The following is a 23,561-nucleotide window of genomic DNA, read 5'->3' on the forward strand; positions in this document are numbered from 1 at the left end:
CATCACAGTCCAGTCGGGTCGAACGTCTGCGCGACGTAACAGTCAATCGCTTACATCGTCAGGGAATTGCCGTCATGAAGCGTCGCTACAGTTGGCCACTAGGGATTTTCGCCGTCGTCGTTGTGCTGCTGATCGCGCTGCACATCGCCCTGCCCTACATGGTGCGCGACTACCTGAACGGCAAGCTGGCGGACATGGGTGATTACCGGGGCCAGATCACTGATGTCGATCTGGCCCTATGGCGCGGCGCCTATAAGATCAATGGACTGAAGATCGTCAAGGTCGACGGCAAGGTACCGGTGCCGTTCGTCAATGCACCGCTGATCGATCTTGCGGTCAGCTGGCATTCGCTGTGGTACGACCATGCTGTGGTGGCGCAAGTGAAATTCGTCAATCCCGAGATCAATTTCGTCGATGGCGGAGCCAACAAGCAGAACTCCCAGACCGGTCAGGGCACTGACTGGCGTGCGCAACTAGGCAAATTGCTGCCGATAACCCTTGACGAAGTGCAGATTCACGACGGCAAGATCAGCTTCCGCAATTTCAACTCAAAACCGCCGGTGAACATGAACGCGACCAACGTCGACGCGAGCATCTACAACCTGACCAACGTGGTCGACAAACAGGGCAAACGCGACGCCCGTTTCGAGGGCAAAGCGCTTTTGCTCGGGCATGCCCCACTGGAAACCACTGCCACCTTCGACCCGCTGAGCAATTTCGAAGACTTCCAGTTCCGCCTGCGCGCCAAAGACATCGAACTCAAAAGCATGAACGACTTCGCCTCGGCCTACGGCAAGTTCGACTTCAACGCAGGCCACGGTGACGTGGTGATCGAAGCCCAAGCCAAAAAAGCCCAGGTCAACGGCTACATCAAACCCCTGCTGCGCGACGTCGAAGTGTTCAACTGGCAGCAGGACGTGGAAAACAAGAACAAGAGCATCTTCCGCTCGGTCTGGGAGGCCATCGTCGGCGGCTCGGAAACCGTGCTGAAGAACCAGGCGAAAAACCAGTTCGCCACCAAGGTCGAACTCAGCGGTAACGTGCATCAGCAAAACATCAGCGCGTTCGAAGCGTTTTTGCAGATTTTGCGCAATGGATTCGTACAGGCATTCAATGCCCGCTATGAACGGCCTAAGCCGGATGCGGGTTAGAGTTCATTTCTGGAAAAGCATCCAGATATAGAGTATCGGCGCCAATCTGAATGTCCGGGGCCGGCCATTCAACGGTCCAACCTTTATCGCCCAAGATGGCAGTCGCAAAGACTTGGGGATCAAGCAAGGGCTGCAACTGCTTACACGTTTGAATATCTCGACTCAAATCGAGTGTCAGCGCTCGACCATCAACAAAGTCCAGTGCAAGCCGGTAATCAGAGAGTGCAGTAACTGCCGCCAAGCGTGGTCGTTTCATGGATAGCATCAATTCAGCGCCTCCAGGCATATGGGGACTGCTTCGCAGCCCAGCGGGAGCAAGCTCCCTCGCCACAGATTCAGTGGACATCCTGAAGGCTATCGTCAAATCAACTAGGCCTGAATACTGGCCATCAGCCGAGACTGAGTCAACATGTGACGCCCCATTCAGAGACTGAATAAGCCGTCTGCGTTCACAGTCGACCGGGCTGCGCGTTATAGTCGGGCATCCGATTATTTCGCCCCCGCCCTGCCCGTCAGGTCGGCGTTACCGTTCGAGGATTAGCAGATGAAGTTCGAAGGCACCCAGGCCTACGTCGCCACCGATGACCTGAAGCTGGCGGTCAACGCCGCCATCACCCTGGAGCGGCCGCTGCTGGTCAAGGGCGAGCCGGGCACCGGCAAGACCATGCTCGCCGAGCAACTGGCCGAATCGTTCGGCGTCAAGTTGATCACCTGGCACATCAAGTCCACCACCAAGGCCCATCAGGGTCTCTACGAATACGATGCGGTCAGCCGTCTGCGCGACTCGCAATTGGGCAACGAAAAAGTCCACGACGTGCGCAATTACCTGAAGAAGGGCAAGCTCTGGGAGGCTTTCGAGTCCGAGGAGCGGGTCATTTTGCTGATCGACGAAATCGACAAGGCCGACATCGAGTTCCCCAACGACCTGCTGCAAGAACTCGACAAGATGGAGTTCTACGTTTACGAAATCGACGAGACCATCAAGGCGAAAAAACGGCCGATCATCATCATTACCTCCAACAATGAGAAAGAGCTGCCGGACGCCTTCCTGCGCCGCTGCTTCTTCCATTACATTGCCTTTCCCGACCGCACCACCCTGCAAAAAATCGTCGACGTGCACTACCCGGACATCAAGAAGGATCTGGTCAGCGAAGCGCTGGACGTGTTCTTCGACGTGCGCAAGGTGCCGGGCCTGAAGAAGAAGCCGTCGACCTCGGAGCTGGTGGACTGGCTGAAACTGCTGATGGCCGACAACATCGGCGAAGCGGTGTTGCGCGAGCGCGATCCAACCAAGGCGATTCCGCCACTGGCCGGTGCTTTGGTGAAGAACGAACAGGACGTGCAATTGCTTGAGCGCCTGGCGTTCATGAGCCGTCGCGGCACCCGCTAAGAGGCTGCTGCCATGTTGCTCAACCTCTTCAATGAAATGCGTGCAGCCAAGGTGCCGGTGTCGGTGCGTGAGCTGCTCGACCTGATCAACGCGCTGAAACAGCGCGTGACCTTCGCCGACATGGACGAGTTCTATTACTTGTCGCGGGCGATTCTGGTGAAGGACGAACGCCATTTCGATAAGTTCGACCGTGCGTTCGGCGCCTACTTCAATGGCCTGGAAAAGCTCGACGATCACTTGCAGGCATTGATTCCCGAAGACTGGCTGCGTAAGGAGTTCGAGCGCTCATTAAGCGACGAAGAACGCGCGCAGATCCAGTCCCTCGGCGGCCTCGACAAACTGATCGAAGAGTTCAAGAAGCGTCTGGAAGAACAGAAGGAACGCCACGCCGGCGGCAACAAATGGATTGGCACTGGCGGCACTAGCCCGTTCGGCTCCGGTGGCTTCAACCCGGAAGGCATTCGGGTCGGCGATGCTGGCAAGCGCCAGGGCAAAGCCGTGAAAGTCTGGGATCAGCGCGAGTACAAGAACCTCGATGATTCGGTGGAATTGGGCACGCGCAACATCAAAGTCGCCCTGCGCCGACTGCGCAAATTCGCCCGCCAAGGCGCGGCAGAAGAGCTGGACATCGACGGCACCATCGACCACACCGCCAAGGATGCCGGTCTGCTGAATATTCAGATGCGCCCGGAACGGCGCAACACGGTGAAGTTGTTGTTGCTGTTCGACATCGGCGGCTCGATGGACGCGCACGTGAAGATCTGCGAGGAACTGTTCTCGGCCTGCAAGACCGAGTTCAAGCATCTGGAGTATTTCTACTTCCACAACTTCGTTTATGAATCGGTGTGGAAGAACAATATGCGCCGCACCTCGGAGCGCACTTCGACCCAGGACCTGCTGCACAAGTACGGCGCCGACTACAAAGTGATCTTCATCGGTGACGCCGCCATGGCGCCGTATGAAATTACCCAGGCCGGCGGCAGTGTCGAGCACTGGAACGAAGAGCCGGGTTACGTGTGGATGCAGCGTTTCATGGAGAAGTACAAGAAGCTCATCTGGATCAATCCGTACCCGAAAGACACCTGGGGCTATACCTCGTCGACCAATATCGTACGGGATCTGATCGAGGATCAGATGTATCCGTTGACGTTGCGCGGGCTTGAGGAAGGGATGCGGTTTCTTTCCAAATAACCTGTTTTGTCTGGACGGACGCTATCGCGAGCAGGCTCACTCCTACATTTGGAATGCGTTCCCCTGTAGGAGTGAGCCTGCTCGCGATGCTTCTAGCTATCTTTGAAGCGCTGCAGATAATTGATGTGCTCACGGTGCGCGACGTCTTGCACCACCGGCCGCAACCGCACCTGCGCCCCCGGCAGACACTGCGCCAACCGCGCTAACGCCAACGGCGTCAACGCGCCCAGCCGTGGATACCCGCCAATCGTCTGCCGATCATTGAGCAACACAATCGGCTGGCCATCCGGCGGCACTTGCACCGCGCCCAAGGGAATCCCCTCGGAAATCATCGGCTGGCCCTGATACTCCAACGCTTTGCCCAACAAACGAATGCCCATGCGATCGGCGCGACTGTCGAGCGTCCAGGCACTGTTGAACACATCAAACAGACTCTGCCCGCTGAACTGGCCGATCTGCGCGCCGAGCACCAGATCCAGCGGTGCAGTCGATTTCAGATCCGGCCGCAACGCCAATGGCACTTCGCGAACCAATCGCGCTTCCCCGTGATAACTCAGCGTCGCCCCCTTGGCCAACGGCAAGCCCATGCCATCGAGTCCGCCGAGTTCTTCGCGCACCACCGTCGCACTACTGCCCAAGACCTTCGGAGCGTCGAAACCGCCGGGCGCCGCCAGATACGCCCGGGCACCAAGCAGCGGTTGCGTGAACAGCAACTTCTGTCCTTTACCCAACTTGAAACTGCGCCACGGCGCCAGCGGTTGACCCTCAATCTGCGCGCCAAGATCAGCTCCGGCCAGCGCCAGCAAGCAATCGTCTTCAGCGACTACGGCAAAGCCGCCAAGCGTGATTTCGATCACCGGCACATCCAGTCCATTGCCGAGCAGCCAGTTGGCCCAACTCATCGAACACCAGTCTGCCGCGCCGCCCTGGGTCACGCCCAGATGCCGTACGCCGAAACGGCCCGCGTCCTGCAACAGGCACAGCGGTGTACTCGCTTCAATCCTCAGTCGGCTCATGCCAGCGCCTCCAGTGGTGTGTCATCGCCGCCCAGATTGATGAACTCGGCATGACTGACCGCCTCGAATCGCACGGTGTCGCCCGGTTGCATCAGGCTGTAGCCATCACGTGTGCGATCGAACAGTTTCGCCGGGGTGCGGCCGATCAGGTTCCAGCCACCGGGCGAGACCACGGGATACGCAGCGGTTTGGCGCTCGGCAATGCCGACACTGCCCGCAGCGACTTTCTTGCGCGGCGTGTTAAGACGTGGCGCCGCCAGAACCTCTTCGACCAGCCCCATAAAGGCGAACCCCGGTGCGAAACCCAGGGCGAATACCTGATATTCACGTCCGCTGTGACGACGGATCACCTCCTCCACTGCCAGCCCACTACGCTCGGCGAGCAGGCTCAATTCTGGCCCGACGCTGAGGTCATACCAGACCGGCAACACATGACATTGACCGCCAGTTCGCGCATTCGGCGACAGGGCGATCAACGCCTTGGCAATCAATTCCCGCGCCTGGCTCGGGCTCAGTGCAGTCAGGTCGTAATGCACCATCAACGTCGTATAGGACGGCACCAGATCGATCAGTTGCGCACCGAATGCCCCGCGCAAACGCTCACTGGCAGCGAGCATCCACGGCATGTTGGCTTCGGCGATCTCATCAAACAGACGCAGCATCAGGCAATCCAGTGCCACCACTTCAATCCTTGGGTTCATGAGGCACGCTGCTGACTCAAGGCCTCGCGAATGCGCTGCACGGCAGCCACCGAACCGGCATTGTCGCCGTGTACGCAGAGGGTGTTGGCGTGCAGACGCAAGGCGCTGCCGTCGCTGGCGGTGAGGTTGTCGCCACGGGCAATGGTCAGGGCTTGTTCAATGATTTTTTCCGGGTCGTGATGCACCGCGCCCGGTAATTGTCGTGAAACCAGTTTGCCGGCACTGTCGTAAGCGCGGTCGGCGAAAGCTTCGAACCACAGGATCACGCCATACTCATCGCCGATCTGCTGCGCGGCGGCGTTGTCGCGGGTGGCCATCAGCATCAGCGGCAGGCTGCGGTCGTAAGCGGCCACCGCCTGAATCACCGCACGCAATTGTGCCGGGTTGGCCATCATGTCGTTGTACATCGCGCCATGGGGTTTGACGTAACTGACGCGCCCACCCTGGGCTTTGCAAATGCCGTCGAGAGCGCCGATCTGGTAATGCAGGATGTCTTGCAGCTCTTGCGCGGAGTACGCCATGGAGCGGCGACCGAAACCGACCAGATCCTGATAGGCCGGGTGTGCGCCGATCTGCACGCCGTGGCTCAACGCCAGGCTGACGGTCTTGCGCATGATGCTCGGATCGCCGGCGTGGAAACCACAGGCCACGTTGGCGCAATCGATGAAGGGCATGATTTCGGCGTCCAGACCCATGGTCCAACTGCCGAAGCTCTCGCCTATGTCGCAATTCAATAGCAGGCGGCTCACGGTGAACACTCCTGTAGGTGCTTGTCTTTTTATCTGTAGGACTTTGCTTTGCAGGTTATCAGTTACTGCGCATCGAGTTGCTTGCCACGGGTTTCCGGCAGACTCAGTGCCGCGATAATCACCACGCCGTAGGACACCGCCGCAAAGGCGCCAATGCCTACGCTCAACGGAACTTTCTGGCTAAGCAGACCAATCAGCAGCGGAAACAATGCCGCCAGCGCCCGACCGATGTTGTAGCAAAAGCCCTGCCCCGAACCACGAATTCGCGTAGGAAACAGTTCAGTCAGAAACGCGCCCATGCCGCTGAAAATCCCCGAGGCAAAGAAGCCCAGCGGGAAGCCCAGCCACAGCATCACGCCGTTGCTCACCGGCAGTTGCGTATAGAGCAGAACGATGGTGAACGAACCGACAGCGAAGAGGATGAAGTTCTTTTTCCGCCCCAGCAGGTCAGTCAGATAGGCGCTGATCACATAGCCGACGTAGGAACCGACAATCACCATCGCCAGATAACCCCCCGTGCCCAGCACGCTCAAGCCGCGTTCGTTTTTCAGGAAGGTCGGCAGCCAGGAAGTGATCGCGTAATAGCCGCCCAGCGCGCCGGTGGTCAGCAGTGAAGCGCGAAACGTGGTGAAGAGCATGCCGGGGGCGAAGATCTCGTAGAACTTCGACTGAGTCTCCGGCGTTTGTTGGGCCTTGGCCTCGCGATAGATCTCCGGATCCTTGACCAGACGACGGACGAAAATCACGAAAATCGCCGGCACGATGCCGAGGATGAACAAGGCGCGCCAGGCGTCTTCCGGCGGCAACACCGAGAACAGTAGCGCATACAAAATCGCCGTCAGCCCCCAGCCCAGCGCCCAACCGGATTGCACCATGCCCACCGCTTTGCCACGGTCCTTGGCGCGGATCACCTCGCCGATCAGCACCGCGCCGGCGGTCCATTCGCCGCCGAAACCGAAGCCCATCAACGTGCGTGCGATCAACAGTTGTTCGTAGTTTTGCGCGAAGCCGCAGAGAAAGGTGAAGAAGGCGAACCACAGCACGGTGAGTTGCAAGGTGCGTACACGGCCGATGCGGTCAGAGAGAATCCCCGCAACCCAACCGCCGATGGCCGAAGCGATCAATGTGCTGGTGTGAATCAGTCCTGCTTCGCCGGTGGTGATGCCCCACATCGCGATCAGTGTCGGCACGACGAAGCTGAGCATCTGCGTGTCCATGCCGTCCAGACCGTAGCCGATCTTGCAGCTCCAGAACGTGCGACGCTCCTGCTGGTTGATGTTGCGATACCAGTCGAACGGCCCCGGACGCGCCGTTGCCTTGGGGACTTCTAGGGTGTCGGGAGCACGCATGGCTTATCTCCGCAGGTTTTTTATTGGTCTTGTTCGTAGCCCCGACGACGCCTATCGTGGGGACCGGATGCGTCGATTTTTCGTCGCGCGGCCCTGCTGCGTCCAACGAATAAAAACCCGCCTTAGCCATAAGAAAAATTTGTCACCCGAGCCTTGTCCATGAACCTGAAGTTTCTCGAGACCTTTGTCTGGGTCGCCCGACTGAAGAGTTTTCGCCTGACCGCCGACAAGCTGTTCACCACTCAGGCGTCGATTTCCAGCCGCATCGCGGTACTGGAAGGTGAGCTGGGGGTGAAGCTGTTTTTGCGCGATTCACGCGGTGTCAGCCTGACGCCCGAAGGCTTGAAAGTGCTGGAATATGCCGAGCAGATGCTCGACACGATGTCGGCGCTCAAGCAATCGATCGAGACTCGCTCAAGCAAGGTCGGCCGCGTGCGCATCGGCGTGATGGACACGGTAATCCACACCTGGCTCAGCCCGTTGGTCGCGCAGATGACTGATCTGTACCCTCGGGTGGAAATCGAGCTGGTGGCGGATACTTCGCTGAACCTCTGCGATCAGCTGCAAAAAGGCTTTCTCGACATCGTTCTGCAAACCGATCTGATCCGCCATGAAAGCGTGCGCAGTCTGGAGCTGGCCAGCCATCCGCTAGGCTGGATTGTCGCCAGTAATTCGATCTACAACCGCGACTACGCCGACCTTGCCGAACTGGCGCAGGAACGGATCATCACCTACTCGAAAAACTCCCGGCCGCATCAGGATCTTCTGGCGCTGATGCAAGCCAATGGCGTACTGGCGCCGCGCTTGAATTGCGTGAACTCAGTCTCGGCGATCACGCGGTTGCTGCGCGATGGGTTTGGTATTGGCGTGTTGCCACCGGTGCTGGTGGCTGAGGAATTGGCGCGGGGGGAATTGATCTTGTTGGCGATTGATCAACGGCCACCGAATTTACAGGTGGTGGTGTCGTGGCGGGTGGGGGTTGAGTGGGTCGAGGAGATTGTGACGTTGTGTCAGCAGGTGCTGGAGGGATATGCGATCAAGGTGGGCAAGGACTACATCGCTTTAAGTTGATCGTTCCTACGCTCCGCGTGGGAATGCAGCCCGGGACGCTCCGCGTCCCTCGAAAGCCGAACGCAGAGCGTCCGTTGAGGCATTCCCACGCAGAGCGTGGGAACGATCATCAGAGGCCGCGCACGTCGCGGTCTTCGATCGGTCGGCTCTGGCGCAAGCGCCGGCCACCGAGCACCACCCAGTCAATCAGACGGAACACGCATTCAATCCCGAACGACAGCAACAGCGCGCCGCTCATGCCCCAGATCATTGCTTCCGGGGTCAGCAGGATCTGGTAGCTGTAGCCATTCCAGGTTTCCTTGCGAATGTCCGGGTCGGCGGCCAGCACCACTTGCAGGAAGCGGATGTACCACGGGCCTTGCATCGCCTGGAACTGCTTGTCCAGCGCAATCTGGCGGCTGAGCAAGGTGCTCAGGCTGTCGGCATCGCTACGAAACACCGGGTCTTCGCTGGCGCGGTAATGCGCCACCAGCGCCTGCATATCGCCCTTGAAAAACTGCTCGGCGGTGCCCTGAAAACCGCGCAGGCCGGTCTGCGCCTCGATCAGGTGCGCCTCCACGCGTTTCGCGTAATCGTTGATGAAGCCTGGCACCTGGACACCGATCAACAGGCCCGCCGCAAACAACACCAGCCGTACATAACTGAGCAACATGGGGTGCAATCCTTATTCGGTCTTGCCCTGACTGACGCATTCGCCGCGTCGCCACAGGCTCCATTGGCCCGGTTCGTAGCGGGTCCAGGTTTCGTTTTCGGTCAAAGGCTCGGTGGCGATCACCGTGACCACGTCGTTGGGCGTGGTTTCCGCCTGGAAATCGACGATCACGTCGACATCTTTCAGACGCGCCGGGCCGAACGGGGCGCGGCGAGTGATCTGTGCGAGTTTGGTCGAGCAATAGCAGAACAGCCAGTCGCCATCGCTGAGCAGGCAGTTGAACACGCCTTTGCTGCGGTATTCGGCGCACGCGGCGACCAGATCCGGCAGCAGCTCTTCTATATCGACCGGTTCCGGGAATGCTGCACGCACGCGGTTGAGCAAATCGCAGAAAGCCGCCTCGCTGTCGGTATCGCCGACCGGGCGATAGAAGCTTTTGATCGGGGTGAAATCGGCGAGCTGGCCGTTGTGCGCAAAGCACCAGTTGCGTCCCCACAGTTCGCGGACGAACGGGTGGGTGTTGGACAAGCAGACCTTGCCGACGTTGGCCTGGCGGATGTGGCCGATGACCACTTCGCTTTTGATCGGATAACGCTGCACCAGATTGGCGACTTCCGACTCGCAACTCGCCGCCGGGTCCTGAAACAGACGCAAGCCACGGCCTTCATAAAAGGCGATGCCCCAGCCGTCGCGGTGCGGACCGGTGCGACCGCCGCGCTGCATCAGGCCGGTGAAGCTGAACACGATATCGGTCGGCACGTTGGCACTCATGCCCAGTAATTCACACATGTGCGGACTCTCGGGTTACAGGCGCGGCTCGACCCGCATACGCTGCGGATTGTTTGGCAGAGGGGGACGGCCATAGCGGTCATCGCCGGCGCCGCCAAACGGCTGATCGTCGTCGCGGTCATCAGCGCGAGCGGCGGCCTTGGCGGCTTCTGCCTGTTCACGACGCGCACGGGAAGCACGCTCGATCGGGAAGCGGATCGCCACGAAAATCAGATAGATGCCAAAGGCGATCATGCCGTACATGAACAGATCGGAGACTGCACGCCAGGCGTTGTTGCCGACCTTGAAGGCCAGATCCAGCGCAGTAATGGCGATGGACGGCGCAACTTTGGCTTTCACCGGATCAATGATGGTCGGGCTGAACAACAACACGGCCATCAAGACGCGCAGCGGTTCGCGCAACCAGCGCCACATCCAGGTGGTCAGGCGCATCCATACCAACAGGCAGCCCACAGCAGCAAAGGCGTAGAGGCCCCAGGCGATCAGATAGTCGTTCTCGGTCATGGTGTCCATGGCAAGGCAGGCAAAGAGGCGCTTATAGTAACGACTTTTCGCCCGTCAGGCTTGTCCCAATAGACATGCGACCTGTAGGAGTGAGCCTGCTCGCGATGACGGACAGCCTGACAACATTGATGTTGAATGTGCCGGCCTTATCGCGAGCAGGCTCACTCCTATAGGGTCTGCGGCGGTTTCAAACGCTGCGAAAACCCTTATTCCGTACATTGTCCGAGAGCCTTTCATGTCCGAATCCGCCAACGCCATCAGTGCCCCGATCGCCCACAAGGCGCCCGGTGCCGACCCGTATGCCTGGCTGCAGGAGCGCGACACCGACGCGGTGCTCGATTACCTCAAAGCCGAAAACGCCTACCAGGAAGCGCAAACCGCCGATCAAGCCGAATTGCGTGAAAGCCTGTTCGAAGAGATCAAGGGCCGGATTCTGGAAACCGACCTGTCCCTACCCTCGCCTTGGGGTCCGTACCTGTATTACACGCGCACCACGGCGGGCGACGAGTACGCCCGGCACTACCGCTGCCCACGCCCGGCGGACGACAGTCTGACCCTCGATGAAAGTCGCGAACAACTGCTGCTCGACCCGAATGTACTGGCCAACGGTGGTTTTTTCTCGCTGGGCGCGTTCAGCATCAGCCCGGATCACCAGCGTCTGGCCTACAGCGTCGACGCTTCGGGCGATGAGATTTACACGTTGTTTGTCAAGGAACTGGCCAACGACAAAGTCAGCGAACTGGAATTCGAAGACTGCGACGGCAGCATGACCTGGGCTAATGACAGCCTGACCCTGTTTTTCGGCGTACTCGACGACACCCATCGTCCACACAAGCTGTTCCGTTACCGCCTCGACGGCACCGCTGCCGAAGAAGTTTTCCACGAGCCGGACGGGCGTTTCTTCCTGCACTGCTACCGTTCCAGTTCCGAGCAGCAACTGCTGTTGTCGCTGGGCAGCAAGACCACCAGCGAAGTCTGGGCGCTGGACGCCCACCAGCCGCACCTGCCGTTCACTTGCCTGGCGCCGCGGGTCGAGGATCATGAATATGATGTCGATCACGGCCTGCTCGATGGCGTGTGGACGTGGTTTATCCGCACCAACCGTGACGGCATCAACTATGCCTTGTATCAGGCACCGGACACCGGCACCGCGCCGACCGAAGCCGACTGGCAGAACCTGATCCCCCACAGCGATACGGTGATGCTCGATGGCGTCAGTCTGAACACCGAGGCGATGACCCTGAGCTTGCGCGAGGGCGGACTGCCGATTATCGAAGTTCACCCACACGGTCTGGCGCCGTATCGCGTGCAATTGCCGGACGCGGCCTACAGTCTCTATGTGCAAAACAGCCTGGAGTTCGAGAGCGACCGCATTCGCCTGCGCTACGAGGCGTTGAACCGTCCGGCGCAAGTTCGCCAACTGATCCTCGCCAGCGGCGAACAAGCGGTGTTGAAAGAAACCCCGGTGCTCGGCCCGTTCGACGCCGATGCCTACGTCAGCCAGCGCTTGTGGGCGACTGCGCCGGACGGTACGCAAGTGCCGATCAGCCTGGTGATGAAGCGCGAAATGGTTGGCAAAGCCGTGCCGCTGTATCTCTACGGTTACGGCGCTTACGGTTCGAGCCTTGATCCGTGGTTCTCCCACGCCCGCCTGAGCCTTCTGGATCGTGGCATGGCCTTCGCCATTGCGCATGTGCGTGGCGGCGGTGAGCTGGGCGAAGCCTGGTATCGCGCCGGCAAGCAGGAACACAAGCACAACACCTTCAGCGACTTCATTGCCTGCGCCGAATTTCTAGTCCTCAACGGCATTACCACGGCCGATAAACTGGCGATCAGCGGCGGCAGCGCCGGTGGTCTGCTGATTGGTGCGGTGTTGAACCAGCGGCCGGATCTGTTCGGCGTTGCGATTGCTGAAGTGCCGTTCGTCGACGTGCTCAACACCATGCTCGATCCCGATCTGCCGCTGACCGTCACCGAGTACGACGAGTGGGGCAATCCCGAAGAGCCGGAGGTTTACGAGCGGATCAAGGCTTATGCACCGTACGAAAACGTCAGCCCACAGAATTATCCAGCGATGCTGGTGATCGCCGGTTACAACGACAGCCGCGTGCAGTACTGGGAAGCGGCCAAGTGGGTGGCGAAACTGCGCGCATCCAAAACCGACGACAACGTGCTGCTGCTCAAGACTGAATTGGGCGCCGGACATGGCGGGATGAGCGGGCGTTATCAGGGATTACGTGACGTAGCGCTCGAATACGCATTTGTTTTCAAGGTTTTGGGTCTGGCCTGAGGAACTCCGTTGGTCACTTGGGTCTTAATTGCAGACCCAAGAGGCCGATACCCCACACATCCCTGTAGGAGCTGCCGAAGGCTGCGATCTTTTGATTTGGATTTTTTCAAAGGCAAGATCAAAAGATCGCAGCCTTCGGCAGCTCCTACATGGGGACCGTGTGAAGCCTGAAACAGTGAAAACAAAAAGACCGTGACGACATGTCAGAACCGACCTTCCTGAACAACGAAATCCGCGACTGGCTGATGGACTGCGGCCTGTTCGATCAATTGCAGTTGGCCGACTTTGCGGCCGCTTCCGGCTACTTCAGCATCAGTACCGTGGCTGAAGGCGAAGCGATTTTCCGCGAGGGCGATGCCGGCAGTTTCATGTGCATCCTCCACACCGGCCAGGTGGCCGTGCAGAAAACCGGGCCCGATGGCCAGGTCATCACCATGGCTACCCTGCGCAGTGGTCGGGCGTTCGGCGAGATGGCCGTGCTCGATGGCGAACGGCGCTCGGCAACGTGCGTGGCGGCGACGAACTGTCAGCTATTGAACCTCGGCAAAGACTCGCTGGAAAAAATGCTCAACGACGCGCCGAAGATCGCCGCGAAAATCATCCGCGCCCTCGCCGTCTCTCTGTCGAAACGCCTGCGCATGGCCGACGGCCAACTGGCGGCGCAACAGGTTTAACCGCCGGGGGATTTCGCCTTGGTGCCACTCGGCTCGATGCCCGGCACCGATTGATCCTTGCTCGGCGGACTGGGCATTTCAATCGGCACCAGCGGCGGGCTGCCACTGCCAGCGCCAGACTTGGGAATATTGATCGGCGTGATCTGCGGATACGGTGTCGGTGTAGCGGTGCCGGGCGAGCCGGGTTGCGGCGCCGGGCTGACTGGAACGACCTGCTGCGCCTGCACTGCAGTAATCGAGAGCGCGGCCAGGGCAATGACCGTTAGAATGGTGCGCTTCATCAAGGGCTCCGTTTGGCCTTAGTCTGCGCTCAGGCTACTCCCAACGGGCCTGCTTGCCTTCCCCCTTGTAGAGATTTCCATGAAACGTTTCGTTCTGCTCGACACCACCCCGATCCCTGAAAGCGGCGGTGCCCTGTGCCTGTTCGAGTATGGCGAGGATTTTGTCATCAAGATCCAGGGCGGCGACGGCGGACAATTGATGAACACGCGCATGCACGGTTCCGAAGATGCGCTGGCCGAAATTCCGTGCCGCAAGGTCGCTGGCCGGGCGAATTCGCGGGTGCTGATCGGCGGTCTGGGCATGGGGTTCACCCTCGCCTCCGCGCTCAAGCATCTGGGCAAGACTGCCGAAGTGGTGGTCGCTGAACTGGTGCCCGGCGTGGTCGAATGGAACCGTGGCCCGCTCGGCGAAAAGTCCGGACGTCCGTTGCTCGATCCGCGCACGGTGATCCGTCAGGACGACGTAGCCAAGGTGCTGCAAAGTGAGCCGAACGGTTTCGACGCGATTATGCTCGACGTCGACAACGGCCCCGAAGGCCTGACGCAGAAGGCCAATAGCTGGCTGTACTCCGCCGCTGGTCTGAATGCCTGCGCCAAAGCATTGCGACCGAAAGGTGTGCTGGCGGTGTGGTCGGCCAGCGCCGATCGGCTGTTTTCCGACAAATTGAAGAAGGCCGGTTTCAAGGCCGAAGAAGTACAGGTCTTCGCCCACGGCAACAAGGGCACGCGCCACACGATCTGGATTGCCGAGAAGCTCAAGGGCTGAGCTAAACTCTGCGCATAACCGTCATCAGTCTTTTACAAAGGTGAACCCATGAGTTCGTCCACTCCAACCAATACGTCGAAGCTGGATCGCATCCTCGCCGACAACCAGCGCGACAAGGAAATGGGCTACCGCGACAAGGCCCTGAAGATGTACCCGCACGTCTGCGGCCGCTGCACCCGTGAGTTTTCCGGCAAGCGCCTGAGCGAACTGACCGTGCACCACCGCGACCACAACCACGACAACAACCCGCAGGACGGCTCGAACTGGGAATTGTTGTGCCTGTATTGCCACGACAACGAACACTCGCGCTATACCGATCAGCAGTATTTCAGCGAAGGCTCGCTGAGCACGCCGAAGATCGCCAAGGCAACGCATAACCCGTTTGCCGCGCTGGCCGGGCTGATGAAGAAAGAAGAATAAGCCAGTCATGATCGTTCCCACGCTCTGCGTGGGAATGCAGCCCGGGACGCTCCGCGTCCCTTGCAAAGCCGAACGCAGAGCGTCCGAAGAGACGTTCCCACGCAGAGCGTGGGAACGAGCGGTGCCACCCTCTCCCAATCCCCGTATAATCGCGCTCTTTTTCCCGAAGGCACCCCGCTCGTGGCAGACAAACGGTACAGCTGCATTGGTTTGTATAACCCCAAATCACCGGAAAACGTCGGTTCGGTGATGCGCGCCGCAGGCTGCTATGGCGTGGCCTCGGTGTTCTACACCGGCAAACGTTATGAACGCGCCGCCGACTTCGTCACTGACACCAAGCGCGTGCACTACGACATTCCGCTGATCGGCATCGATGACCTGAAAAAGATCCTCCCGCTCAACTGCGTGCCCGTCGCCGTGGAACTGGTCGAAGGCGCCCGCCCGCTGCCGGAATACACCCACCCGGATCGCGCCCTTTATATCTTCGGCCCCGAAGACGGTTCGCTGGACAAAGAGATCCGCGACTGGTGCGAAGACGTCGTGTACATCCCGACCACCGGCTGCATGAACCTCGCCGCCACGGTCAACGTCGTGCTCTACGACCGCATGGCCAAGGGCTTGAACACCCGCTCCGGACCAAAATTCCGCTAAAGCGTCGCACATCCGATGGAACGAGCTGACCGCTCCGGCAGTCAGCTTGTTTATCCATTACTCATTGCCTGGAGAAAGATCATGACCGAGCTCAAACGTGTCGAACGTATCGAATCCACCCCGTTCCAGAGCCATTCCGAGCAGAACGTCGAAGGCTGGGAGCGCATCGGCTCACTCGCGGGCGGCGTGATCATGGTCGGTAAAGGCCTGCGCCGTGGCGGCGTGTTCGGGTTGCTTCAGGTTGCGATTGGCGGCGTGGCCATGGCGCGCGGGATTACCGGGCACAGTTCGGTGAAAAGCCTGTTTGAGAAAAGTCGTCAGGACATGAACAACGTGCGGGCGAAGATCGAGCGCGCCGGGGAAGAGTTGAGCAAGCTGAAAGCCAATGCCGAAGCGGCGACCAGCACTGCCACCGTGACCGGCAATGATTCGGTGAAATCGCCGAAAGCCGGGGTTTGATCCGAGAATTGCGGTGGGGCTGACGGCCTCATCGCTGGCAAGCCAGCTCCCACAGGTTCTGTGGAGACCACAGAATTTTTGCCCAGCCCAAAATCGGCTTATGGGTTGTGCACTGATTTTGTGCCCATCCCAAAGCACTGTGGGAGCTGGCTTGCCAGCGATAGCGGTATTACTGCAGTAATGCGGTATCGAGGACCTTGGAGGACTCGTCGAGCACGCTCTCGGCCAGTTGCACAAACTCTTTGGTACTCACCGTCCCCAGATGCATCGCCCCACGCAACACGTCATCCAGCGAACGCTTGTTGCGCGTCTTCAAGCGAATTTCGCGATCCAGTTCCTGCAACAGCAACACCGCTTTCGCCACCTGCGCCGGGCTGATCTGCTCGCCGCGCAACGTGGTGACTTTCTGGCCGTCCCTGGCCAGTTTCGTCTGTAGTGCCTGATAACGCTCATCGCTCATGCCGCCGGCACGGCGCACCAGTTCAATGGCGTAATACTCGGCAAAACCCTCGCTGATCCAGTCGCTGCGCTGCTCGTCGTTAATCCGCCCGAACACCTGCGCCAGCTCGCGCACCAGCGCACTGCTGCCGCTTTCGCTGACCAACGGCAATCGTGTGTTCACGTAGATGGATTCATGCGCGCCAAGGCTGCCGCGCCACATCGGGTCATTAGCACCGACGATCAACAGTTTCGCCGGATGGCGTGGATAAACCGCCTGCACCTGCGGCCAGACGAACGTAAGCAGGGTCAGCACGTCCATCCGGCGCATGCCCTGCCCTTGCGGCGAGGCCACGGTGACTTCGGTTTCGCCCAAACGAGTACGGCGGCTGCCGAGGTGGCCGGCGAGCATCCAGCCAGTCGGACGATCAAACAGGCGTGACGGGTTGTCGATGCGGAATTTGTTCTTGCCGATGCGCGGCCAAGCGGTTTCGATACTTTTCCAGCCATCGGGCAATTCGAATTGCAGACGCGCGATCAGTTCGGTGCCGTCCTGCTGATCGAGTTTGGCTGGCGGCACCAGTTCATCGCCACGCATCAACGCCCAGTGCGGGGTCATGCGGGTGTCGAAACTGCCGTTCTTGCGCCCGTGGCTGATGCGCACGCGGTAAGTCAGGCTGGCCTTGTCACTGGTCGGGCGCCAGACGCCCCGGGCGTTTTTGCCCGGGGTCAGCAGCCAATGGCCGTCAGCCTTGAAATCGCTGTAATGGCTACCGTCGCCAAGGTCGAAATCGAGACTGCGCACCGCCTCGCCTTTGCCCAGGGTCAGGCGCACCTCGGCCTGATCGCTTTGGGGCAACAGGCGCACGTGATAATCCAGATCGACTTTCTTCGCCGCCCACACCGGGGCGCTCAGCGCCAGCAGCGCAATCATCAACGCTCGCTGCAATCCGACAGCCATACGCACTCCTTGGTAAAGCTTGAATCAGCAGGTATCAGCCCGCGCGGAAAATCAGGTGATCTTCCCAGTCATCCTCCGGCACGCTGCCTTCGGCGAGCATGCGCCCGGACTGGGAAATCCGCTCGTGGTGCACCGCATCGCGATCGCCGCAGACCAGGTGATGCCACAACGGCAGATCCTTGCCTTCGCTGACCAGCCGATAACCGCAGGTCGGCGGCAGCCACTTGAACTCTTCGGCCTGCCCCGGGGTGAGCTGGATGCAGTCCGGGACAAACTTGATGCGGTTCGGATAATCGCTGCACTGGCAGGTTTTCAGGTCCAGCAGTTTGCAGGCGATGCGCGTGTAATAAACGCTGTTGTCTTCCTCATCCTCAAGCTTTTGCAGGCAGCACAGACCACAGCCGTCGCACAGCGATTCCCATTCCTGGTGATCGAGTTGATCGAGGGTTTTGCGTTTCCAGAACGGTTCGACTTTGGCGGCCATGGCTCAAGCATCAACATCAGGTGGTGAAAAGGCCGCCAGTCTAGTGCCCAAGGCCTTGCGGGCCAAGCGTCGGCGACTGCCGGTTGCGCGGGGCTTGTCAGTTTTTGTGGCGGCGCGTAGCTTTGCCAGTCGCAAGGAGCCTTGCCCGCAAGCCATTAACGCGCGACCGCGTTGCATTGTGGTGAACCCTCAGGCTCGGAAAACCCCATCGTTCAGCGCAACTGATCCCGCCGGGTTTTCATTCAAATCCCTGACTCAAACGTAGCAAGGAATCTCTCGATGAGTGCCAACCCACGCGTTGCCGATTACGCCATTCACCCGCAATTCACCGACCGCTGGTCACCGCGCGCCTTCACCGGCGAAGCGATCCCGGAAGAAACCCTGCTGAGCTTCTTCGAAGCCGCACGCTGGGCGCCCTCGGCGTACAACTCGCAACCTTGGCGTTTCCTCTATGCGCGTCGCGATACGCCAAACTGGGAGCGTTATCTGGGTCTGCTCAACGAATTCAACCGTAGCTGGGCGCAGCATGCCTCGGCGCTGGTAATCGTGATTTCGAAAACCACCTTCACTGCACCAGGCGCCACTGAAGAAACCCCGGCGCTGTGGCATACCTTCGACACCGGCTCGGCGTGGGGCCATCTGGCGCTGCAAGCAAGCATCAGTGGCTGGCACACCCACGGCATGGCCGGGTTCGATCAGGAACTGACGCGCAAAGAGCTGAACATTCCTGAAGGTTATGCACTGCATGCGGCCGTTGCCGTTGGCAAACTCGGTGACAAGGCAACGCTGGCTGAATACCTGCAGGCCCGTGAAGAGCCGAGCCCGCGCCGCCCGCTGAATGAACTGGCGGTGGAAGGCGACTTCACCCTCTAAGCCACACCGCAAATGATCGTTCCCACGCTCCGCGTGGGAATGACTCAAGGGACGCTCCGCGTTCCAATGGGACGCAGAGCGTCCCCGGCTGCATTCCCACGCGGAGCGTGGGAACGATCTGAAGCAAGGAGATCAATATCCGCGGTTGAAATCCACTTCCCCGCGCAACGCTTCACCCGCCTGATACGCCTTCAGGTTCTCGACAAACAGCTGCACCATCAACGCCGGTGACGTCGGCGCCGAACTGTGCCCGGTCAGCAGCAAGCCCCAAGCGGTCCAGAATGGATGGCGTTGCGGCAGTGGTTCCTGACGGCAAACGTCGATCACCGCCCCCGCCAGATGGCCTTCCTTCAACGCGTCCACCAGATCGGCATCGACCACCGCGACACCGCGCCCGGCGTTGATGAACAACCCGGTTGGCTTGAATTGCTTGAACAGCGCCGCGTCGTAGATATCGTGGGTGTGTTCGGTGTTCGGCAGCAGATTGACCACGTAATCCACTTCACCCACCAGTCGCGGCAGATCCGCCATCGAACCGACCTCGACAAACGGCGCCTGCTCACGGGCGCTGCTGGCAATCCCGTACAGCTCAATGCCGAACGGCAGCAGGAACTGCGCGACACTCTGGCCTATATCCCCGGTGCCGACGATCAGCACTTTGCGCCCGACCAGGCTCTGGCCGCTGCGGTTGTCCCATTTACGCTCGACCTGGCTGACCAGTCGCGCCAGCACTTCGCGCTCATGGCCAAGGATGTAGGTCAGCACATACTCGGCCATCACCTGACCGAAAATCCCCACTGCACGGGTCAAACGGTAATCGCGGCGCAAGCCGTCAGCGAGCAATGGTGTGATACCGGCCCAGGTCGATTGCAGCCATTGTGGCTGGTGCCCCTGGCGCAACAGAGTCGCGAGCAAATCCGGTTGGCCCAGCCACACCGGGCAATCGGCGGCCTGCCGGGCCAGCTCGGCGGAGTCGCCGCTGGTCAGTATTTCAAGCTCGGGCGCTGCCTGACGCAGCAGCCGGGCGTATATCGCGTGGTCGTGTTCAGCAATCAGAACGCGCATCTTCAAACCTTTCGCAAACCGTGCAGATGGCCGCCGGATTAAGCCGGCCATCGCGGTAAAAACAGTTCCAGGGTAAACCGAGACTCAGAACAGAGCCGCGCAGATCAGACCGGGTCGTTGCGTCGCAGCAACTCTTCGGGCAAGTGCTCGATGTACTCGTCCTCGGCCGGCGGCATTTGCAGGTGGTAGCCCTGCTTGTCGAGGTTTTCCAGGACCACGACGATGTCCTCGCTGGCCAGTTTGCGCTCAGGCGTCAACACCAGACTGAAGGCAAATATGGCTTTGCCGAAAGCCGCCATCAGGGCCTCGGGCACGCGTTCCAGCTCATCGCTCTTGAGCACATAGAGATACATGCCCTTGCGCTTCGAGCTTTGGTAAATAGAGCAAATACGTTTCAAGGCTGTTCTCCGGCGGTGGCCAGGCTGTCGAGCAGCATCTGGCCCATGAGTTCGCGGCGCCAGCCACGCAACGACTCAGGCAATTGGTAAGGACCCTCGGGGTAGCCACTTTTGACCAGGGCTTCGAGGGTTTTCTTGCGCAGCATCAGTTCCGGGGCAATGCCCAGACGCTCGGCCTCAGCCTGGCCCAATGCGCGCAATTGTTTGATCAACGCGGCGGCTTCGATCGGCAAGGGCTCCGCTACGGCGGGCGGCCATTGATCAGGCCCCACACTGCCAGAGCGCTTGATCAGATCAAGCAGAAATTGGCCGTCCTGACGCACGGTACGCGGGTGCATGTCTTCGATTTTGCCCAGCGCCGCGAGGTTGTCCGGTTGCGTGCGGGCCAGTGGCCACAGCGAATGCTCGCGGACGATGCGGTTGCGCGGCAGATCGCGGGCGCGGGCTTCCTTTTCCCGCCAGGCGCACAGTTCACGCAGAACCGCCAGTTGCGCACGGGAGAGTTTCCACGCCAGTTTGGCCTCGCGATAGACCTCGTACGGGTCGGTTTCACGTCGCAGGTTGGCGACCAGTTCAGCGCCGTCCTCCAGCACCCAGGCGAATTTGTCGTCAGACAGTTTCGGCCGCAGCTGTACGAAAACCTCCGCCAGATGCACGGCATCTTCGGCGGCGTAGCTGATTTGCGTCTCGGACAGCGGACGCTGCAACCAGTCGGAACGTGTCTCGCCCTTTGGCAGTTCGATGCCGAGCACTTCTTGCACCAGTCGCGAATAGCCCATCGAGAAACCGAGGTTCAGGTAAGCGGCGGCCAGTTGCGTGTCGAACATCGGGGCCGGCAGGCTGCCGGTCAGGCGCAACAGCACTTCGAGGTCTTCGCTGCAGGCGTGCAGGACTTTGAGTACCGCCGGGTTCTCCAGCAACGCAGCCAGCGGTTGCCAGGCATTGATGGTCAGCGGATCGATCAGGTAGGCGCGTTTGCCGTCGCCCACCTGCAACAGGCCGGCAATCGGGTAGAAAGTGTCGACCCGCATGAATTCGGTGTCGAGGGCAACGAACGGCAGCTGCTGCCACTCGGCGCAAAACTGCGCGAGGCTTTCGTTGTCGCGAATCCAGTGAATATCGATGGCCACACGGCTCTCCCTTGAAGAATGGCGCGCAGTATATATCGCCACTGGCGATTTACGCGCCTGTGAAGGGCAAGAGCTGTAACGAAATGTCCTTCCAGAGAGCAAGAATAGTCTGACAAAAGAAGCAGAAAGCCCCGTCGTATCAGAACAACGGAGCCGATTGGCCTCAGTCCTTGGCGAGTACGCCGTCGATCACCGCACCTCGGCAACCGGCAAACATGTCCAGACCCGGCTGATAGACCTTGCTCCTGACCTCGAGCAGGCCAAGCATCGAGTGGAACAGGTTGTCCTGGCTCAGCGGTTTGTCACGGCTCATTTGCAAGCAATGCGTGTCGACCGAATAGGCCTTCTGATAGTTATCGGAGAACCACGCCAGCATCGCTACATGCTTTTGTTGCTCTGGCGCCAACATGTAAGGCGTACCGTGCAGGAACAAGTTGTACTCGCCCAGCGACTCACCGTGGTCCGACAGGTACAACATCGCGGTATCGACTTTGTCCTGATTGCTGCGCAATACATCGATCAGGCTCGATAACACATGGTCGGTATACACCAACGTGTTGTCGTAACCGTTGACGATACTTTCGCGGCTGCAATTGTTCAGCGCGTTACTTTCACACACCGGGGTGAAGTGCTCGTATTCCTTGGGATAACGCTTGAAGTATTCCGGGCCGTGACTGCCCATCTGGTGCAAAACCAGCACGGTGTCCTTGTCCAGATGGTCGATAAAACTTTGCAGACCTTGCAGGAGGATTTCGTCGCGGCACTCGCTGTTGGCACACAGCGCCGGGTCTTTCAGGTTGCTGACATCTTGCAGGGTGACCCGGTCGCAAGTGCCTTTGCAACCGGACTGGTTGTCACGCCAGATCACATCGATACCGGCACGTTTGAGCACATCGAGCAGGCCTTCCTCATTCTTCGCCTTGCTGGCGTCATAATCCTTGCGGCCCATGTTGGAGAACATGCACGGCACCGAAACAGCCGTTTCCGTTCCACAGGAATGCACGTCAGTGAAGGCGATCAGCCCGGCTTCCTTATCGAGTGTCGGCGTGGTGTCACGGTCATAGCCGAGGATGCCGAAGTTCTCCGCCCGGGCACTTTCACCCACCACCAGCACGGTAAGGGATTTACGCGGTTGAAGCTTCACATCCGGATTGCGCTCGGCGTCCTCGCCGATCTTGATGAATGGCTGCCGCGCCGAGACTACTTGCTCACGCAGATAACCCGCCGAAGCACCGATGTAATTACTGGGCACCAGCATCAGGCGAATTTCGTGGTGATTGCGAAACAGCGATGACAAGCCCTGATAGTTGGCCAGCGCCACCCCACCAATCACCGCCACAGAAGCAACACCGACAATAACTTTGCTGATTAACTCACGATGCCAACGACGATAGTTGACTGGAACTTTCCACAACAACCAGGACGGTAATACACCGAGCAGTAGAATATAAGCAAACAACTTCAACGAGAGCAGATCACGCACTTCCGTTGCATTGGTTTCGGCAAAGTTGCGCAACATGCCGGCATCGATCATGACGCCATATTGACTCATGAAGTAAGCCACGCCGGCGCTGATCAGAAATATCACGGTCAACAGCGGCTTGAGCAGCGGACGGAAGGCGAGGACCGTCAGCACGATATTGAATGCCGCGAGAATCATCACCCCGAACGCCACACACATGGCGATGCCCTTACCATCGGCGGCGGTGATCTCGAACAGGTGTTGCCAGAGGACAAAATTGCAGCCGATTAAAAGAAAGGCACTGGCAATTAACGTCACCCATTCCGGGCGCACGGCTTTTAACTTCAACATAGAAAGGGCGATTCCTGAAAAGAAGAGCCTCGGTCCATGAAAGAAATTTCAATTGTGAAAATTTCATTAACTAAGGCACGAGAAACTTTAAGCAGGCAACCATCAATTTTTTGTGAAAAAGACGCCAACGATTAGTTGGCTGTTGGCCATGCGATGAAAGTGTGAAGTATTTGAGAATGGTTCAGGTTTTATTCAGAAAAACAGCACGGTTGTCCATTGTGGGAGCGGGGATATCGACTTTTTAAATACTGCTGTGGATTTTCTGGTTTGCCCGAACCAGACCGCTCCGCGCTTA

Annotated in this window: 25 protein-coding genes and 1 pseudogene; 11 read left to right on the forward strand and 15 right to left on the reverse strand. The window is 59.3% G+C overall.

Annotation, left to right across the window (positions count from 1 at the left end):
* The first annotated feature begins 74 nt into the window (after positions 1–74).
* Positions 75–1,151 carry a DUF748 domain-containing protein gene (locus CKW14_RS15160; RefSeq protein WP_077571561.1) on the forward strand — a complete coding sequence of 359 codons (1,077 nt, stop codon included), beginning with the start codon at positions 75–77 and terminating at the stop codon, positions 1,149–1,151.
* A gap of 7 nt (positions 1,152–1,158) precedes the next feature.
* Here CKW14_RS15160 and CKW14_RS15165 read toward each other — a convergent pair.
* Positions 1,159–1,416 (reverse strand): annotated as a pseudogene (locus CKW14_RS15165) (DUF2442 domain-containing protein); the annotation flags it as partial.
* Between the two features lie 279 nt (positions 1,417–1,695).
* On the opposite strand from CKW14_RS15165, the gene CKW14_RS15170 reads away from it, so the two are divergent.
* Together CKW14_RS15170 and CKW14_RS15175 are read left to right on the forward strand one after the other, a co-directional pair.
* Entirely contained in the window at positions 1,696–2,541 is an 846-nt protein-coding gene (locus CKW14_RS15170; protein WP_095125568.1) for a MoxR family ATPase, read from the forward strand.
* Between the two features lie 12 nt (positions 2,542–2,553).
* Positions 2,554–3,732, forward strand: a complete 1,179-nt coding sequence (locus CKW14_RS15175) for a VWA domain-containing protein (RefSeq protein ID WP_007911295.1) — start codon at positions 2,554–2,556, stop codon at positions 3,730–3,732.
* 92 nt (positions 3,733–3,824) lie between these two features.
* On the opposite strand, the gene CKW14_RS15180 is transcribed toward CKW14_RS15175, so the two are convergent.
* The 4 genes from CKW14_RS15180 to CKW14_RS15195 all read right to left on the reverse strand — a co-directional run bounded on the left by CKW14_RS15180 (position 3,825) and on the right by CKW14_RS15195 (position 7,547).
* Entirely contained in the window at positions 3,825–4,748 is a 924-nt protein-coding gene (locus CKW14_RS15180) for a biotin-dependent carboxyltransferase family protein (RefSeq protein WP_095125569.1), read from the reverse strand.
* Complete coding sequence (locus CKW14_RS15185) at positions 4,745–5,449, reverse strand: allophanate hydrolase subunit 1 (protein WP_095125570.1); 705 nt, start codon at positions 5,447–5,449, stop codon at positions 4,745–4,747. Before CKW14_RS15185 ends, CKW14_RS15180 begins: the two co-directional genes overlap by 4 nt.
* A complete protein-coding gene (locus CKW14_RS15190; protein WP_095049261.1) occupies positions 5,446–6,198 on the reverse strand; it encodes a 5-oxoprolinase subunit PxpA in 753 nt (250 codons plus the stop codon). Before CKW14_RS15190 ends, CKW14_RS15185 begins: the two co-directional genes overlap by 4 nt.
* A 62-nt stretch (positions 6,199–6,260) precedes the next feature.
* The gene (locus CKW14_RS15195; RefSeq protein WP_034153180.1) at positions 6,261–7,547 is read right to left on the reverse strand and encodes an MFS transporter; all 1,287 of its coding nucleotides are present in this window, start codon (positions 7,545–7,547) and stop codon (positions 6,261–6,263) included.
* 159 nt (positions 7,548–7,706) lie between these two features.
* Here CKW14_RS15195 and CKW14_RS15200 point away from each other — a divergent pair, with 159 nt between their 5' ends.
* A complete protein-coding gene (locus CKW14_RS15200) occupies positions 7,707–8,618 on the forward strand; it encodes a LysR family transcriptional regulator (protein ID WP_095125571.1) in 912 nt (303 codons plus the stop codon).
* Positions 8,619–8,727: 109 nt separating this feature from the next.
* On the opposite strand, the gene CKW14_RS15205 is transcribed toward CKW14_RS15200, so the two are convergent.
* Genes CKW14_RS15205 through CKW14_RS15215 form a run of 3 tightly spaced genes read right to left on the reverse strand, consistent with a single transcriptional unit; the run spans position 8,728 to position 10,572 of the window.
* The gene (locus CKW14_RS15205; protein WP_095049259.1) at positions 8,728–9,270 is read right to left on the reverse strand and encodes a DUF2937 family protein; all 543 of its coding nucleotides are present in this window, start codon (positions 9,268–9,270) and stop codon (positions 8,728–8,730) included.
* A gap of 12 nt (positions 9,271–9,282) precedes the next feature.
* Complete coding sequence (locus CKW14_RS15210) at positions 9,283–10,059, reverse strand: class II glutamine amidotransferase (protein WP_007911322.1); 777 nt, start codon at positions 10,057–10,059, stop codon at positions 9,283–9,285.
* A 15-nt stretch (positions 10,060–10,074) separates the two neighbouring features.
* Positions 10,075–10,572, reverse strand: a complete 498-nt coding sequence (locus CKW14_RS15215; protein ID WP_095049258.1) for an MFS transporter — start codon at positions 10,570–10,572, stop codon at positions 10,075–10,077.
* Positions 10,573–10,798: 226 nt separating this feature from the next.
* Here CKW14_RS15215 and CKW14_RS15220 point away from each other — a divergent pair, with 226 nt between their 5' ends.
* Together CKW14_RS15220 and CKW14_RS15225 are read left to right on the forward strand one after the other, a co-directional pair.
* On the forward strand, positions 10,799–12,853 hold the full coding sequence (locus CKW14_RS15220) for a S9 family peptidase (protein WP_095125572.1): 2,055 nt from the start codon (positions 10,799–10,801) through the stop codon (positions 12,851–12,853).
* 200 nt (positions 12,854–13,053) lie between these two features.
* Positions 13,054–13,527 (forward strand): cyclic nucleotide-binding domain-containing protein, encoded by a 474-nt coding sequence (locus CKW14_RS15225; RefSeq protein ID WP_034153174.1) that lies wholly within the window; start codon positions 13,054–13,056, stop codon positions 13,525–13,527.
* On the opposite strand, the gene CKW14_RS15230 is transcribed toward CKW14_RS15225, so the two are convergent.
* Positions 13,524–13,808 (reverse strand): hypothetical protein, encoded by a 285-nt coding sequence (locus tag CKW14_RS15230; protein ID WP_095049256.1) that lies wholly within the window; start codon positions 13,806–13,808, stop codon positions 13,524–13,526. The genes CKW14_RS15225 and CKW14_RS15230 overlap by 4 nt on opposite strands.
* Before the next feature lie 79 nt (positions 13,809–13,887).
* Between CKW14_RS15230 and CKW14_RS15235 the strand changes: the two genes are divergently transcribed.
* The 4 genes from CKW14_RS15235 to CKW14_RS15250 all read left to right on the forward strand — a co-directional run bounded on the left by CKW14_RS15235 (position 13,888) and on the right by CKW14_RS15250 (position 16,104).
* On the forward strand, positions 13,888–14,574 hold the full coding sequence (locus CKW14_RS15235) for a spermidine synthase (protein WP_095049255.1): 687 nt from the start codon (positions 13,888–13,890) through the stop codon (positions 14,572–14,574).
* Between the two features lie 48 nt (positions 14,575–14,622).
* Entirely contained in the window at positions 14,623–14,994 is a 372-nt protein-coding gene (locus CKW14_RS15240; RefSeq protein ID WP_095049254.1) for a YajD family HNH nuclease, read from the forward strand.
* 180 nt (positions 14,995–15,174) lie between these two features.
* Entirely contained in the window at positions 15,175–15,645 is a 471-nt protein-coding gene (locus CKW14_RS15245) for an RNA methyltransferase (protein WP_007911337.1), read from the forward strand.
* Between the two features lie 81 nt (positions 15,646–15,726).
* Positions 15,727–16,104: a DUF2892 domain-containing protein gene (locus CKW14_RS15250; RefSeq protein WP_095125573.1), complete on the forward strand. Its 378-nt coding sequence runs from the start codon at positions 15,727–15,729 to the stop codon at positions 16,102–16,104.
* A gap of 169 nt (positions 16,105–16,273) precedes the next feature.
* On the opposite strand, the gene CKW14_RS15255 is transcribed toward CKW14_RS15250, so the two are convergent.
* Positions 16,274–17,503 (reverse strand): hypothetical protein, encoded by a 1,230-nt coding sequence (locus CKW14_RS15255; protein WP_095125574.1) that lies wholly within the window; start codon positions 17,501–17,503, stop codon positions 16,274–16,276.
* A gap of 34 nt (positions 17,504–17,537) precedes the next feature.
* Positions 17,538–17,987: a YcgN family cysteine cluster protein gene (locus CKW14_RS15260; protein ID WP_093438229.1), complete on the reverse strand. Its 450-nt coding sequence runs from the start codon at positions 17,985–17,987 to the stop codon at positions 17,538–17,540.
* Between the two features lie 279 nt (positions 17,988–18,266).
* On the opposite strand from CKW14_RS15260, the gene CKW14_RS15265 reads away from it, so the two are divergent.
* Positions 18,267–18,860 (forward strand): nitroreductase family protein, encoded by a 594-nt coding sequence (locus CKW14_RS15265; protein ID WP_095049251.1) that lies wholly within the window; start codon positions 18,267–18,269, stop codon positions 18,858–18,860.
* Between the two features lie 132 nt (positions 18,861–18,992).
* Here CKW14_RS15265 and CKW14_RS15270 read toward each other — a convergent pair whose 3' ends face one another.
* From CKW14_RS15270 to CKW14_RS15285, 4 genes are all read right to left on the reverse strand, one after another.
* Complete coding sequence (locus tag CKW14_RS15270) at positions 18,993–19,925, reverse strand: D-2-hydroxyacid dehydrogenase (protein ID WP_095049250.1); 933 nt, start codon at positions 19,923–19,925, stop codon at positions 18,993–18,995.
* A gap of 104 nt (positions 19,926–20,029) precedes the next feature.
* Positions 20,030–20,323, reverse strand: a complete 294-nt coding sequence (locus CKW14_RS15275) for a YcgL domain-containing protein (protein ID WP_093438239.1) — start codon at positions 20,321–20,323, stop codon at positions 20,030–20,032.
* Positions 20,320–21,453, reverse strand: a complete 1,134-nt coding sequence (gene rnd / locus CKW14_RS15280; protein WP_095049249.1) for a ribonuclease D — start codon at positions 21,451–21,453, stop codon at positions 20,320–20,322. The genes CKW14_RS15275 and rnd overlap by 4 nt, the downstream gene beginning before the upstream one ends.
* A 163-nt stretch (positions 21,454–21,616) precedes the next feature.
* On the reverse strand, positions 21,617–23,266 hold the full coding sequence (locus CKW14_RS15285; RefSeq protein ID WP_095125575.1) for a phosphoethanolamine transferase: 1,650 nt from the start codon (positions 23,264–23,266) through the stop codon (positions 21,617–21,619).
* Positions 23,267–23,561 lie beyond the last annotated feature (295 nt).

This window comes from Pseudomonas sp. Irchel s3a12 (assembly GCF_900187485.1).
Taxonomy (GTDB): domain Bacteria; phylum Pseudomonadota; class Gammaproteobacteria; order Pseudomonadales; family Pseudomonadaceae; genus Aquipseudomonas; species Aquipseudomonas neuropathica.